The organism is Undibacterium sp. FW305-107 (genome assembly GCF_058788535.1).
Window position 1 is genome coordinate 304,159 of the sequence record NZ_JBYTAV010000003.1, and the last position, 14,978, is coordinate 319,136.

15 protein-coding genes are annotated in these 14,978 nt (G+C 49.8%); 8 read left to right on the top strand and 7 right to left on the bottom strand.

The genetic code is table 11. The features are described from left to right. Positions 1-106: 106 nt before the first annotated feature. The 5 genes from coaE to ispB form a co-directional block, all read right to left on the bottom strand. Positions 107-733 (bottom strand): dephospho-CoA kinase, encoded by a 627-nt coding sequence (gene coaE / locus AC3WQT_RS08420; protein WP_492703433.1) that lies wholly within the window; start codon positions 731-733, stop codon positions 107-109. Next, positions 733-1,593, bottom strand: a complete 861-nt coding sequence (locus AC3WQT_RS08425) for a prepilin peptidase (RefSeq protein ID WP_492703434.1) — start codon at positions 1,591-1,593, stop codon at positions 733-735. The genes coaE and AC3WQT_RS08425 overlap by 1 nt, the downstream gene beginning before the upstream one ends. Further along, positions 1,593-2,828, bottom strand: coding sequence for a type II secretion system F family protein (locus tag AC3WQT_RS08430; RefSeq protein ID WP_492703435.1), 1,236 nt, complete (start codon positions 2,826-2,828; stop codon positions 1,593-1,595). The genes AC3WQT_RS08425 and AC3WQT_RS08430 overlap by 1 nt, the downstream gene beginning before the upstream one ends. 15 nt (positions 2,829-2,843) lie before the next feature. Continuing rightward, on the bottom strand, positions 2,844-4,574 hold the full coding sequence (gene pilB / locus AC3WQT_RS08435) for a type IV-A pilus assembly ATPase PilB (protein ID WP_492703436.1): 1,731 nt from the start codon (positions 4,572-4,574) through the stop codon (positions 2,844-2,846). A gap of 324 nt (positions 4,575-4,898) precedes the next feature. Further along, positions 4,899-5,879 (bottom strand): octaprenyl diphosphate synthase, encoded by a 981-nt coding sequence (ispB, locus tag AC3WQT_RS08440; RefSeq protein ID WP_492703645.1) that lies wholly within the window; start codon positions 5,877-5,879, stop codon positions 4,899-4,901. 262 nt (positions 5,880-6,141) lie between these two features. Between ispB and rplU the strand changes: the two genes are divergently transcribed. The 4 genes from rplU to proB all read left to right on the top strand — a co-directional run bounded on the left by rplU (position 6,142) and on the right by proB (position 9,537). Beyond that, positions 6,142-6,453 (top strand): 50S ribosomal protein L21, encoded by a 312-nt coding sequence (rplU, locus tag AC3WQT_RS08445; protein WP_110255243.1) that lies wholly within the window; start codon positions 6,142-6,144, stop codon positions 6,451-6,453. Positions 6,454-6,499: 46 nt separating this feature from the next. Then, a complete protein-coding gene (gene rpmA, locus AC3WQT_RS08450; protein WP_492703437.1) occupies positions 6,500-6,766 on the top strand; it encodes a 50S ribosomal protein L27 in 267 nt (88 codons plus the stop codon). Between the two features lie 251 nt (positions 6,767-7,017). Continuing rightward, positions 7,018-8,130, top strand: coding sequence for a GTPase ObgE (obgE, locus tag AC3WQT_RS08455; RefSeq protein WP_110255241.1), 1,113 nt, complete (start codon positions 7,018-7,020; stop codon positions 8,128-8,130). Between the two features lie 288 nt (positions 8,131-8,418). Beyond that, positions 8,419-9,537 (top strand): glutamate 5-kinase, encoded by a 1,119-nt coding sequence (gene proB, locus AC3WQT_RS08460; RefSeq protein ID WP_492703438.1) that lies wholly within the window; start codon positions 8,419-8,421, stop codon positions 9,535-9,537. A gap of 77 nt (positions 9,538-9,614) precedes the next feature. Here proB and AC3WQT_RS08465 read toward each other — a convergent pair whose 3' ends face one another. Further along, on the bottom strand, positions 9,615-10,121 hold the full coding sequence (locus tag AC3WQT_RS08465) for a CNP1-like family protein (protein WP_492703439.1): 507 nt from the start codon (positions 10,119-10,121) through the stop codon (positions 9,615-9,617). 3 nt (positions 10,122-10,124) lie between these two features. Next, entirely contained in the window at positions 10,125-10,715 is a 591-nt protein-coding gene (locus AC3WQT_RS08470; RefSeq protein ID WP_492703440.1) for an RNA pyrophosphohydrolase, read from the bottom strand. Positions 10,716-10,939: 224 nt separating this feature from the next. Between AC3WQT_RS08470 and AC3WQT_RS08475 the strand changes: the two genes are divergently transcribed. The 4 genes from AC3WQT_RS08475 to AC3WQT_RS08490 all read left to right on the top strand — a co-directional run bounded on the left by AC3WQT_RS08475 (position 10,940) and on the right by AC3WQT_RS08490 (position 14,919). Continuing rightward, entirely contained in the window at positions 10,940-12,676 is a 1,737-nt protein-coding gene (locus AC3WQT_RS08475) for a proline--tRNA ligase (RefSeq protein ID WP_492703441.1), read from the top strand. Between the two features lie 104 nt (positions 12,677-12,780). Beyond that, a complete protein-coding gene (locus tag AC3WQT_RS08480; RefSeq protein ID WP_492703646.1) occupies positions 12,781-13,398 on the top strand; it encodes a lytic transglycosylase domain-containing protein in 618 nt (205 codons plus the stop codon). A 152-nt stretch (positions 13,399-13,550) separates the two neighbouring features. Further along, the gene (locus AC3WQT_RS08485) at positions 13,551-14,246 is read left to right on the top strand and encodes a hypothetical protein (protein WP_492703442.1); all 696 of its coding nucleotides are present in this window, start codon (positions 13,551-13,553) and stop codon (positions 14,244-14,246) included. A gap of 13 nt (positions 14,247-14,259) precedes the next feature. Then, a complete protein-coding gene (locus AC3WQT_RS08490) occupies positions 14,260-14,919 on the top strand; it encodes a hypothetical protein (protein WP_492703443.1) in 660 nt (219 codons plus the stop codon). Positions 14,920-14,978: the final 59 nt, after the last annotated feature.

Genomic DNA, 14,978 nt, shown 5'->3' on the forward strand with positions numbered 1-14,978 from the left:
TCAAAGCTGCACATGATTCTGAACCATACTGTGTGAAATTACAAACACCGCGTGCAGATTTCCATTATATTTTTTTGTAGGGAAATGTTGCATGCGCTGCGCATCTTCACTTGTTGCTCCCTGCAAAAATCAGATACTGCCTGTGCAGACGTAAAACTTCTTCCCGTATATTTTTCAGGTCACCGTCATTGACGATGACATCATCTGCTGCAGCCAGTCTGTCCTGTCTTGTGGCCTGGTTACGCATGATCGCTACTACCTGCTCCCTGCTTAACTGATTGCGTGACATGACGCGCCTGATCTGCGTCTCTTCATCACAATCGACTACCAGAATACGGTCTACTCGTTTCTTCCAGTTGCCAGACTCAACCAGCAGGGGGACGACAAAAATGCGGTAATCGCCCTTGGCTGCTGCCGCCGCGCGCTCGGTTTCCGTGCGTATCAATGGATGCAGTATGGCTTCCAGCTTGAGTTTTTGCGCAACATCTGCAAACACCAGTTGTCGTATGGCAGCTCTGTCCATGGCACCATCTGCTGCGATAAATTCGTCACCAAATTGTGTGCGTATGGCGGGGATGGCCAAGCCACCCGGTACTGTCAACTGATGGGCGATCAGGTCGGTATCAATGAGCGCTGCGCCCAGTTCGCCCAGCATATTGGCAATCGTGGTTTTACCACTGCCTATGCCACCTGTCAGACCCAGTGAAAATCCAGATGAAACTCCCCCGGTCATTACAAGGTACTCAGATAAAAGTCGACAATTTGCCGGCCCCAGATCAGGGCAATCAAACCGGCACCAGTCAGATAGGGGCCAAAAGGTATCTCAGTTTCCCAACCAAATTTCTTCGAGACGATTTGTGCGATGCCTATGATAGAACCAACCAATGTTGATAATAAAATAATGACAGGCAGCATGCTCCAGCCCATCCATGCGCCAAAGGCTGCCAGCAATTTAAAATCACCATAGCCAAAACCTTCTTTGCCGCGTGTCAGCTTATAAATCCAGTAGACGGACCACAGTGACAGGTATCCGATAACGGCACCTAATACCGCGTCTTTCAAGGGGACAAAGCCGCCGTAGGCATTGAGCAGCAAACCCAGCCACATCAAACCCAGCGTCAGGTCGTCCAGCAGCAATTTGTGATCAAGGTCGATGAAAGTCATGGCGATCAGCAGCCAGACGAAAACCACGGCAGCCATGCCGACTACGCCACTACCGAAGTGCCAGATCATGCCCGCAGTGAGCAAGGCCGTCAGTGCCTCTATCAGCGGATAGCGTATGGAGATTTTGGCCTTGCAGCCTGTGCATTTGCCACCAATGACGAGGTAGCTGATGACCGGTATATTTTCCAGTTCAGTAATCTTGTGCCCACAATGCGGGCAGGCAGACCCTGGCAGCATCAGATTGAATTTATCCTGATGTGGCAATTCTTCCTGGCGTTGCTCGGCAACAAAATTATCTACCTCGCGCAAGTACATTTTTGGCAGACGGTAGATCACCACATTCAAAAAGCTGCCGATCAAGAGCCCCAATAGCCCGAAGGCTATTGTGGACAAATAATCATGCGGCATTGCAAAAAGTAATACTTCCATTATCCCGCAACCGAACCCATTTTGAAGATAGGCAAGTACATGGCAACCACCAGACCACCAATGACCACACCGAGAATCACCATGATGATAGGCTCCATCAGACTCGATAGTGCAGCAACGGCTTCATCAACTTCATCTTCATAAAAGTCGGCAACTTTACCCAGCATTTGATCCAGCGCGCCTGATTCTTCACCGATCGCCACCATTTGGGTGACCATGGATGGGAATACATTGGAATTTTGCATGGCTACCGTCAGGCTGGTACCTGTACTAACTTCAGTCTGGATTTTGATCGTCGCATCCAGATAGACGGCATTACCGGCAGCGCCACCAACAGAATCCAGCGATTCAACCAAAGGTACACCCGCCGCAAACATGGTCGCCAGCGTGCGCGTCCAGCGGGCTATGGTTGCTTTTTTTATCACATCGCCAAAAATCGGTGCCTGTAACAGCAATCTATCCATGGTTTGCTGCATTTTCAATGAGCGGCGCCATGTCTGGAAAAAGAAGTAAATACTGCCAAACAGGCCACCAAAGATGATGTACCAGTATTTGACGAAATTGTCAGAAATGTTCATGACGATCAGTGTTGGTGCCGGTAACTCTGCGCCAAAGCTGCTGAACGCCTGTTTAAACGCAGGAACCACCCAGATCATGATAACGGCGGTGACGATGAAAGCGATACCCAGAATGGCAATAGGATAAGTCAGTGCTGACTTGATCTTGGCCTTGATGGCCATGGTTTTTTCTTTGTAGATGGCCAGACGGGTCAGCAAGTCTTCCAGAATACCAGCTTGCTCACCTGCACCCACCAGATTACAGAACAGCGGGTCAAAATACAGTGGAAATTTGCGGAAAGCCGCGTTCAGGCTGGTCCCGGTTTCTACGTCACCACGGATATCCTGCAATAACTTGGACACTGAGGGGTTGCTATGGCCTTTAGACACAATATCAAAAGATTGCAACAGAGGTACACCTGCCTTCATCATGGTAGCCAATTGGCGCGTGAACAAGGTGATGTCCTTGTCAGTAATTGCCTTGCCCGAGGTATAACTCTTCTTTTTTAATTTGGTAACAAGGATGCCTTGTCTGCGCAAGGTGGCATTCACGATGGCTTCACCGCCAGCACGTGTCTCACCCCTGACGACCTTGCCAAATTTGTCCTTGCCTTCCCAGGCATACAATTGCTCTTTGGGTTGGCCTGCTTTTGCCGATTTTGCCAGATTGGTTGCCATATTAATTTTCTCTTATTATTCGTTGGTACATCCGAGGACTTCTTCGAGGCTGGTCAGTCCCTGTCTGACTTTCATTAATCCGGATTGACGTAAATTCCTGATACCCTCGCGTTGTGCCTGTTCTTCAATATCAAGGGCACCGGCGCTGGCAAGAATCAGGCGTTCTATAGGCTCTGAAATAGGCATCAACTGGTAGATGCCGACACGCCCCTTATAACCGCCGCCATTACAGCGTTCGCAACCTACCGGGCCATAAGGCTTCCAGGTACCATCCAGATCATCATCCTTGAAACCGGCCTGCAGCAAGACTTCATCGAGTATCTCAACAGGTTTCTTGCAAGTGCACAGACGGCGTGCCAGCCTTTGTGCCGTAATCAGGATGACAGATGAAGCGATATTAAACGGGGCCACACCCATATTCATCAAGCGGGTCAGGGTGGCTGGCGCATCATTGGTATGCAGAGTGGAAAACACCATGTGGCCGGTTTGCGCAGCCTTGATGGCAATATCGGCGGTTTCCAGGTCGCGAATCTCACCGACCATGATGACATCAGGATCCTGACGCAAGAAAGACTTCAGGGCCACGGCAAAAGTCAGGCCAGCTTTGTCGTTGACGTTGACCTGATTTACGCCAGGCAAGTTAATCTCCGCCGGATCTTCTGCCGTCGAAATATTGATGCCAGGCTTATTGATAACATTGAGGCAAGTGTACAGAGAGACAGTTTTGCCGGAGCCTGTGGGCCCTGTGACCAGCACCATGCCGTAGGGGCGTTGAATGGCATCCAGCAAAATGGCTTTATGGTCTGGATCGTAGCCCAGGGCATCAATACCCATCTGCGCTTGCGAACCGTCCAGGATACGCATAACGATCTTTTCACCAAACAGGGTAGGCAAGGTGCTCACACGAAAGTCGATGGACTTGTTGGCATTCAATTGCAATTTCATGCGACCATCTTGCGGAATACGTTTTTCCGAGATGTCGAGTTTGGAAATAACCTTGATACGGGAAGACAGTTTGTCCTTGATGGCCAGTGGTGGCTGGGCAATCTCCCGGAGCTCACCGTCGACACGGAAGCGTATGCGATAGAATTTTTCGAAAGGCTCAAAATGTAAATCTGATGCACCAAGATTAATGGCGTCAATCAGCATTTTTTGCAGGAACTTGACAACAGGTGCATCATCAATTTCTGTTGCTTGCGCTTCTGCAGCTGCACCTGCGCCGAGATCATCTTCCTTGAATTCCAGCTCAAATTCATCGCCACCGATTTCGTTCAGACTTTGTTCAGAAGACTTACCCAGTTTTTCCAGTAATTTGACCAAGGCATCGTGTTGCACGATGATAATGTCTATGCCCAGGCCAGTCTGGAATTTGACCTGATCCAGGGCAGAGTTATTGGTCGGGTCAGATATCGCCAGCGAGACTTTATTGCCTTTTTTGGCAATGGCAATCAGGCGCTGCGACTGCATGAGTTTTTGATCGACCAGTTTTTCGGGGATCTGTGACTCATTGATCAGTGATAAATCCAGCAAGGGGTAGCCAAAGGCGTCTGAGCAAAATGTTGCCAGATCGCGCGCGCTGACCGTGCCACTTTGCGTCAGTGCATCAATGAAACCGCTTTTATCTGCCTGTGCTTTCTTATTGACAGTGTCAACCTGGGCAGGGGTCAATAAGTTGGCCTGCGTCAACGCTCTTGCCAGGCCAGAGCTTGGCATCTGGGATGCTGAATTTGGTAAGACTGCGGACATAGGATCTTTTGAGTAAAATTTGCCAATACAATCAGTTGCTTCAGGATAATGCAACTAAGCCTGTTATTTGTAAAGTCGTTCCCTAGCGCGCAGGCCTGGGAATGGGCAAAAAATGCAGCGCTGCAACAGCTGCATCAAGTTTTAAATCTATCTGCTATTGACGACAAAGATTTACCGCTTCTTTACTCTGTATAGAATGTTTTCTGGCAAATTGCCACGCCGAATTTACCAGTCTTTTATTTCCGTGGCGGCGTACGGATTTTAAGCAGGGGTGCGACCCTGCTTAATTTTGTAACAATCTGTTAAATCCACTCAATTTGCGATTTAATGATTCCTGCCAACTGCAAAGGCGCACAGCTTGACCATTGCCTGTTTATACTGATTGTCTGGCCAGGCTGAAATGGCAGCGGCTGCACGGTCCGCCGCTTTCACAGCTTCATTTTGTGTATATGCAAGCGCACCTGACTGAGTAATTGCAGCCAGTATGGCATCAAATTTGGATTCATCGCCGTTTTCTATGCAGGCGCGCACCAGTTCGCGTTCTTCTGCCGTACCGTTTTTCATCAGATAGATCAAAGGCAGGGTAGGTTTGCCTTCGCGCAAGTCATCGCCAACGTTTTTGCCTATGTCTTCGGCATTGCCAGAATAATCCAGCACATCATCAATTAACTGAAAAGCCGTACCCAAAGATCGGCCATATTCGCCGGCAGCTTCGATCTCTGCCTGATTGGCTCCAGCGATGAGTGCACCGATTTCTGCTGCCGCTTCAAACAGCTTGGCGGTTTTTGAGCGTATTACCTGCAGGTAGCGTTCTTCAGTCACGTCAGGGTCATGCATATTCAGCAACTGCAAAACTTCGCCTTCAGCGATGACATTCGTTGCATCCGCCAGGATTTGCATGATTTGCATGCTATTGATGGACACCATCATCTGGAAGGCGCGAGAATACAAAAAATCACCGACCAGCACTGAGGCAGCATTACCAAACAAAGCATTGGCGGTCTTGCGGCCACGGCGCATGGATGACTCATCCACCACGTCATCATGCAACAGGGTAGCTGTATGGATGAATTCGACGATGGCGGCCAGCTCATGATGATGCTTGCCCTTATACTGGAAAGCATTTGCCACCAGCAGGACCAGTACCGGGCGTATGCGTTTGCCACCTGCGCTGATGATGTATTCAGCGATCTGGTTGACCAGGGCAACTTCTGAGTGCAATTTGTTGCGAATTACCTGATTCACTTCGTCCATATCGACGGCGATCAGTTCAGTGATGGGGTTTTGGTTGTTTGTGGCAGACAAGGGAGAACCTGCATAAGAATCCGGGATGAGCGCGATTATACGATGCAGTGCTGGTATTTGCTTGAATTGCACCAGTTCTCTTGCGCTTCATCCATTTATCAGCAGCCAATTGCTTGTTTATTATGGGTGTGCTGAAAAAATATGCAAATAGTCTTTGACGCTTTTGGCTGGATTATGTACAATTTGGGGTTTTCCCGACTTCCCAGGTGTGTTTTTGTCTGGCGGGGAGAAAATTCCTAATTTTTATTTGATGAGGTTTCACATGTACGCGGTCATAAAAACCGGTGGCAAACAATATAAAGTTGTCGCTGGTGAAAAACTTAAAGTAGAACAGATACCTGCAGACATTGGCTCCGAAATCACCATTGATCAAGTGCTCGCATTGGGCGCTGGCGAGACCATTAAATTTGGTGCTCCATTGGTCGCAGGTGCTACGGTGCTGGCTAAGGTTATAGATCACGGTCGTCACGACAAAGTGCGCATTTTCAAAATGCGTCGTCGTAAGCACTATCAGAAACGTCAAGGCCATCGCCAAAACTACACTGAATTGCAAATCGTTTCTATCAACGGCTAATCTGTAGATCAGCAATCAATCTACCTGTATAAGGAGCTAATTAAAAATGGCACACAAAAAAGGCGGCGGCACCACGCGCAACGGTCGTGACTCAGAATCAAAACGCCTTGGCGTTAAAGTTTACGGCGGCCAGGCTATCAATGCCGGCGGTATCATCATTCGTCAACGCGGCACTCGCGTACACGCTGGTGAAAACGTTGGTATGGGCAAAGACCATACTTTGTTCGCACTGGTTAACGGCAAAGTACAATTCGCAATCAAAGGTGCAGCACGTCACCAGTTCGCAATTGTAGTTGCAGACGCAGCAGCGTAATGCTTTGAAGTAATTCAAAGCAGGGCGCAAGCCAGTATGATAAAAAGGCTCTGCCATCGGTAGGGCCTTTTTAGTTGGATCAGTCTCCGATCCAACTCATTGCGGCAATCCTTTACCGCAAGCTCACCTCTCCGTAAGTACGCCCTGCATAAGCAGTTTGGTGTTTACCCTTTTAATTTGAAGAAATCCTGTATAAATTTATTGTTCCATCAGGTTACAAAAATTTATACAAGCTTTTTTAGGTGGTAAAAATGAAATTTATTGATGAAGCCCGTATCGAAGTAATCGCCGGCGATGGTGGCAATGGTGTGGCATCCTTTTGCCGTGAAAAATTCCGTCCATTTGGCGGCCCTGACGGTGGCGATGGCGGCCGTGGCGGCAGTATCTGGGCTGTAGCTGACCGTAATATCAACACTCTGGTTGATTATCGCTATTCCAAATTGCATAAAGCCAAAGATGGTGAAAATGGCCGTGGTGCAGACTGTTATGGCAAAGGCGCTGACGATATCCGTCTGCGCATGCCAGTTGGCACGCAAATTTGCGACAGAAATACCGATGAAGTCATCGCCGATCTGACTGAACATGGTCAGGAAGTTGAACTCGTCAAAGGCGGCGAGGGCGGCTGGGGTAATATCCACTTCAAGACTTCGACCAACCGTGCGCCACGTCAGCGCTCTGATGGTAAAGAAGGTGAACGCCGTGAATTGCGCCTGGAATTGAAAGTACTGGCTGACGTAGGTCTCCTGGGTTTGCCAAATGCCGGTAAGTCGACTTTCATTACTGCAGTATCGAACGCACGCCCGAAAATCGCTGATTATCCTTTCACGACCCTGCATCCTAACCTGGGCATGGTCCGTGTCAGCCATGAAAAAAGCTTCGTCATCGCCGATATTCCTGGCCTGATCGAAGGCGCAGCTGATGGTGCTGGTCTGGGCATACAGTTCCTCAAGCATTTGCAGCGCACAGGTTTGCTCTTGCACATTGTTGATCTGGCACCGTTTGATGAAGCCGTCGACCCTGTCAAAGAAGCCAAGGCCCTGATCAAGGAATTGCGTAAATACGACGAAAGCCTGTATGAGAAGCCACGCTGGCTGGTTCTCAACAAGCTCGACGTGCTGACTGAAGATGAGCGCAAGAAAAAGGTCAAAGACTTTATCAAGCGCTTTGCCTGGAAAGGCCCAGTCTTTGAAATCTCCGCCCTGAATCGCGAAGGTTGCGAAGAGCTGGTGACCGAGATTTATAAATATCTGGAAGAAAAGCGTACGCATGAACAGCGTTCGCAAGAAACCACGATGAAAGAAGAGGCGCAGGGTATCTTGTCCATTGATCCGGATGATCCGCGTTTTAAAGTAATAGAAGACTAAAAAAAGACCTGGTGAAAGCCAGGTTTTTTTATGTCTGCCATTAACTGATCATCAGTTGCTAATCAATTGCTCATCAAGCGCCTCGTACCCACGAACAATTGAACATCAATGATTATTTTGATATTGGAATAATTTCTTTTTAATAATGAAAATCTCATAAAAAGTAGAATATAGCTTTTAAATGTGAATTAAATTTAGATTGCAACGACAGTATCCATATAAAGTATAATTTTGATTTGTTTGCCGCTTTAGAGTGGCAACGTCGCCAAATCACATTCGTATTCATTTATGCAATCTGTCATTCAGCAAGCAAAACGTTTGATTATCAAAGTAGGTTCATCCCTGGTCACCAATGATGGCAAGGGGTTGGACAAGCAAGCCATTGCCAAATGGGCTGCCCAGATCGCTGGCCTGCGTGCCATGGGCAAGGAAGTCGTCCTGGTCAGCTCCGGAGCCATTGCTGAAGGCCGGCAACGCCTGGGTTTTGACAAGCGACCGACCGCCATCCACGAATTGCAGGCTTGTGCTGCCGTGGGCCAAATGGGCCTGGCACAAATTTACGAGAGCAGCTTTCGCGAGCATCAGCTAGGTACGGCTCAAATCTTATTGACGCATGCCGACCTGGCAGACCGTGAACGTTACTTGAATGCGCGCTCCACCCTGTTTACCTTGCTGCGCCTGGGCATCGTCCCCATCATCAATGAAAATGACACGGTGGTTACTGATGAAATCAAGTTTGGAGACAATGACACCCTTGGTGCTCTGGTCGCTAATTTGATTGAAGCCGATGCCCTCATTATCCTGACCGACCAAAAGGGCTTGTACACCGCTGACCCCCGCAAAGACCCGAATGCCACCTTCGTCCATGAAGCCAGGGCAGGTGACCTGACGCTGGAAGCCATGGCTGGCGGTGCTGGTTCCAGTCTTGGCAGTGGCGGCATGCTGACCAAGATACTGGCAGCAAAACGAGGTGCCCGTTCAGGTGCACATACCGTCATCGCCTGGGGGCGTGAAGACAATGTCTTGCTGCGTCTGGCGCAAGGTGAAGCCATAGGTACACAATTGATTTCGCAAATGGCACCAATGGCTGCGCGCAAGCAATGGATGATGGATCATCTACAGACCTTGGGTCAGGTCGTACTGGATGCCGGTGCAGTGCAAAAACTGACACGCGAAGGCAAGTCCTTGTTGCCGATAGGCGTGCTGGATGTGCGCGGTGAATTCAGTCGTGGTGCAGTAGTTACTCTTTGCGATGAAGCGGGTACGTCAGTGGCCAGGGGATTGATTAACTATTCAAGCGCAGATGCACGCCGCATCAAGCGCCATGCTTCTTCTGAAATTGAATCCATACTTGGTTTTGTTGAAGAATCTGAACTGATACACCGCGATAATTTGGTTTTGTTATAAATCAGACATAAAAAATGGGCGAATGAATCTGTTCAAATTCATCCGCCCATTTTATTCCTGCATCTTGTTACAGCATTTTAGTAATACGACATCTTTTTCCCGCGCAGCTTGTCCAGCAACACACTGGCTTTGCCTGCTATGGTTTTGCCTTCGCAAAAATAATCAGAGAACAAAGTAGCATGCTGTTTGTTGGCGCCAGTGTTGATGATGGCATCCCACTGATTGCGGCGCGAACGCGACCAGGTGCCGTCCGGACGGCCAAAGGCATATAGTTTGACTTCATACGACTGACAGCGCAGGCCTTCATAACTGATGTTCTTGGCACCACCAGAACTGGTGGCAACCAAGGTGTAGCGTATGGTGCCATCCGTTGCTACGGTGAGAGACTTGGTGTCAATTGCAAAAGACTGGCTGGGGCTCTTGTAAAAATTCAAGAGATTTTCGGCCTTTGGTGCTTCAGGCAATTGCAGCGCGACTTCATGCCATTCCTTGTCATCTTCTTCCAGGTCCGCTGCATGGGCAAAGCTGACTGGCAGCAAGGCGAGGGTAATGATGACGATATGACCTAATTTTTTATTCAACATAAATTATTTGGATTCTTCCGGCTCGGTTTTCTTGCAATCCTGATTTTTTTGCGACTGCTGCGATTGTTGCGACTGTTGCTGGTTACGCAAATAGCGGCTGCGATTGGAGTTGGGATGCTCGGTACGGTGCACATAGCGTGACAATTCCTGCAAGGCCAGTTGATACACGCCGCGCTTGAATTCAATCACTACATCCAGAGGTACCCAATAGTCATGCCAGCGCCATGCATCAAATTCAGGATGGGTGCTGGCCCGCAGATTGACATCGCAATCACGGCCTATCATGCGCAACAGGAACCAGATCTGTTTTTGCCCGCGATAATGCCCGCGGATTTCACGCTTGATAAAATGATCCGGCACTTCATAGCGCAGCCAGTCACGGGTACGACCTATGACTTTGACATGCTCAGGCAGTAAGCCGGTTTCTTCTTCGAGTTCCCGGTACATGGCCTGTTCTGGGGACTCACCATATTTAATGCCCCCCTGGGGGAATTGCCAGGAATGCTCGCGCACCCGCTTTCCCCACCAGACTTCATTGTTGGCGTTTAGCAAAATTATGCCAACGTTAGGGCGGAAGCCTTCACGATCCAGCATGTTCAACCTCAAAACTTTCTGTGGCTAAACGGCTTGCTCCTGCAATAGATAGCGTAGAGAGCGTTTGTTTCGTCGAAAAATACCGCTTTTTTCAGCGGACAGCCCCCATGGAGGCGAACAAATCGCAGTTTCCTTCATCAAATGTGCAAAGAGTGGGCGCATTAGCCAGCTAATCCTTTAAAATTGAGTTGATTATAACCCTCCATTTAAAAAGAATCACTGTCATGCGTGCTACACGATTTTTTATTTCTACACAGAAAGAAGCTCCTGCCGATGCCGAGATCGTCAGCCATAAACTGATGATGCGTGCGGGCATGATTAAACGCCTCGGTTCCGGCATCTATAACTACATGCCCATGGGCTTGCGTATTATCCGCAAAGTAGAAAATATTGTTCGTGAAGAAATGAATCGCGCCGGTGCGATAGAAATGCTGATGCCCGTCGTGCAACCTGCAGAACTCTGGCAAGAAACTGGCCGCTGGGACAAGATGGGCCCGGAGCTCATGCGCGTCAAAGACCGCCATGGCCGCGATTACATCATCCAGCCTACTTCGGAAGAAGCGATCACGGATGTCATACGCACAGAAATCCGCTCTTATCGCCAGTTGCCGGTGAACTTCTATCACATCCAGACCAAGTTCCGTGACGAGCGCCGTCCACGTTTTGGTCTCATGCGTGGCCGTGAGTTCACCATGAAGGATGCCTATTCCTTTGACCGCGATGTCGAAGGCATGCAAAAGTCTTATGAAATCATGTACGACGCCTACACCCGTATCTTCCAGCGTTTTGGCCTGGAATTCCGTGCGGTAGCTGCTGATAACGGCGCGATTGGTGGTTCTGGCTCTCATGAATTCCACGTCATTGCCGATACTGGTGAAGACGCGCTGGTGTATTGCCCGACTTCTGATTACGCCGCCAATATGGAAGCAGCAGAAGCCTTGCCTACACAAACCAGCCGCCCAGCCGCTGCTGCTGCACTGACCAAGACCGCCACGCCTGGTAAAGCCAAGTGTGAAGATGTTGCGCAATTGTTGGGTATTCCGCTGGAAACCACGGTCAAGTCCATCGTGCTGGCTGTTGATGCAGAAAAAGACAGCGGCAAGCCAGCGCAAATTTGGCTGCTGCTGTTGCGCGGTGACCATGAACTCAATGAAGTCAAGGCAGGCAAGATCGCTGGCATGGCCAATTACCGTTTTGCGACTGAAGCTGAAATTGTCGAGCATTTTGGCACCAAGCCAGGCTACCTCGGTCCTATAGGTACACAAAAACCAGTCAATATCGTGGCTGACAGAACCGTTGCCAACATGGCTGACTTTGTCTGTGGCGCGAATGAAGCTGATTTCCACTTCACCGGTGCCAACTGGGGCCGCGATTTGCCTGAGCCAGCAGTTGCTGATTTGCGCAATGTCGTGGCTGGTGATCCATCACCAGATGGCAAAGGTGTGCTGGCTATCCAACGCGGTATTGAAGTTGGCCATGTATTTCAGCTCGGCACCCGCTATTCCGACGACATGAAAGCCACTTTCCTTGATGAAAACGGCAAGCCACAACTACTGCAAATGGGCTGTTATGGCATAGGCGTCACCCGCATCCTGGGCGCAGCCATAGAACAGAATTTTGATGACAAGGGCATTATCTGGCCAACGGCGATTGCACCGTTTGAGGTCGTCATCTGCCCTATGGGCATGGACCGCAGCGAAGCCGTCAGGACCGAGGCTGAATCCCTGTACCACGCCTTGCTGGCGGCTGGTGTTGACGTGATACTGGATGACCGTGGTGAACGCCCTGGCGCCATGTTTGCTGACTGGGAACTGATAGGCGTACCGCACCGTGTCGTCATCGGTGACCGTGGCCTCAAGGAAGGCAAACTGGAATATCTGGGCCGTCGCGACACTGAAGCCAGCAATGTGCCTGTGGCCGAGATGCTGGCCTTCATTCAGGCCAAAATGGCAGATAAATAAGCAGCAGGATGAAGTATTTTTTCTTGCGCTTTTGCGTCTGGTGCAAAGGAAGATGTAGCAATAGCAGCAAGTTTGGTCTGCAAGCCATGCAAGTGATCCATGCGATGTATGCAGGGTGGAAAAAATCCACTCTGCATCTGGCTGTCTGCCTGCTGGCGGTTTCTGTGTTACCAGCGCAAGCCGGTAACCAAAAAGAAGAAGCCATGGCAGACTCTGTGCGTCTTGCGCTGGCCAAAGCTGTTTCTGATTCCACACCACCTAAACCCACGTTTGCCAATATCGAAGAACGCATCAAATACCTCAACTGGCAGGGAGAGATGGCCACTCGTTTGAAGCGTCGTATCCCTGATTTGCAGACTCGCAAGGAATTGCTGGATGCTATCTGGTATGAGTCCAAGCGAGCTGGTCTGGATGTTGCCATGGTCATGGGCTTGATACAGGTAGAGTCTGCCTTCCGCAAATATGCGACTTCTGTCGTCGGTGCACGTGGCTATATGCAGGTCATGCCTTTCTGGTCGCGCGTGATTGGCGATGGCGATGCGAAAAAGCTGTTTCAGATGCAGACAAACCTGCGTTATGGCTGCTCCATTTTGCGACTGTACATAGATATGGAAAAGGGTGATCTTTACCTGGCCCTGGGTCGCTACAATGGTAGCCGTGGCCGCCCTGAATATCCAAAAGCCGTACTGTCCAACTGGAAGAACTGGGAATTCACCGGCTGATTCATTTGCTGAGTAAAATCAGCCTTGCTGCTCAGGTAGCAATTGACGCTACTCCAAGTCTTGTAAAACTATCCTTTTAATAAATGACGGGTCAAGTATGATCGGGCATTCCAAAATGCCCGATCATATTCAGGATTAAACCAAGACCGGACATGCAGGCACTCTATTACCATCAAGAATTTGGCAGTACAGACTGGCGTACACTATTGCGCTCACGCTGGCAATTGCTGTTGACGGTTTTGCTTGCCCACCTCTTGTTAATCATATTATGGCCAAATATCATCAGGCATAAAAACGAAGTGAGCGCACCACTGGCGTTTGTGGTGCGCATGCTGGAAGCGCCCGAGCAACGCAAGCCTGAACAGCTTGTGCCTGCGACCAAACCAGCGATGCCGCCCAGTCAATTACCTGTGCCAAATAAACTCCGCACACCGGTCGAGCCAGCTAAATCCAACGTACCCATTACCAGTAGGGTAGATGCAGACATCACTATCACGACTGTCCCGGCAGCGAATGCAGAAGCAGGCGCACCCACATTGACTGGTGAGAGCCCTGTCGTCATCCAGCGCGACATCAGCAAAGTCATCAAGCAGGTGGAGCGCGAAATGCCGAACCGCATCCTGACAGATATCAAGCCAGAAAAATCATCCATGGTGCAATTCGGCATCAATGTAGCAGCTGCTGCCCGCCCACGTGGCACCAGCTATCAGAACATCACCATGTCAGATGGTACCGCCATGACCAAGGTGACGACACCAGCAGGGTCATATTGTGTGATAGGTGCCAAGCCCGGCGCAGATATCACCAGATCCCCTGGCATACAGACTGTCAGTTGCGGCAGTTATTGAGGTAGGAGGGCAGATGAAGGCAGCTTCTTATTGCTCCGGTGTCCAACGCAGCGACTGGCGGATATTGCTCGGTGTACTCTTGTTTCACGCTGGCCTCTATTTGCTGTGGCCGCAACTAAAAACGATGCACAAAGAGGAGTTGATGCAGGCGGGCAGTTTGATTTTTTTGAAGCAACCCGAGCAGGTAAAGCCTTCCGCGCTTCCTCAATTTCCCCCGCCTAAGCGGGATATTACTGAGCCGTCCCCGCACGTCAGGGTTCCGCTTGTTTCCCGCCAAAGTTCTGCTATCAGTGAATCTGACAAAGCTATCGTCAGTAGCAAGCCACAGGCCATGCCTGCAGTCGAGAAAGCAGACGCAGACGCTGGCGTTGATGCGCCCATTAACCGCAACACGCGGGGCATTTTTAACAGTCTGAAAAAAGATTTTCAGTACCGTGACCAGGTCAGTGCCAAAGCAGCACCTGCGGCTATGGAAAAATTTGGTGCAGCAGTCCAGGCATCCTCCACTGTCATGCGTGAAAGTTATAAACACGAAGTGCATATACTTGGTGATGGACGACCAGTATCGAAAGTGATTACCCCATTCGGCACGTATTGCATCTTGCATCGCAAACCTGGCGAGATCATCGGTAATGAGCTACCGACTGTGCCTGTCACTTGCGGTAATTTGTAAAGGAGGGAAAGAGATACAAAAACAAAAATGCCCGCGCGATGCGGGCATTTTTGTTTGGG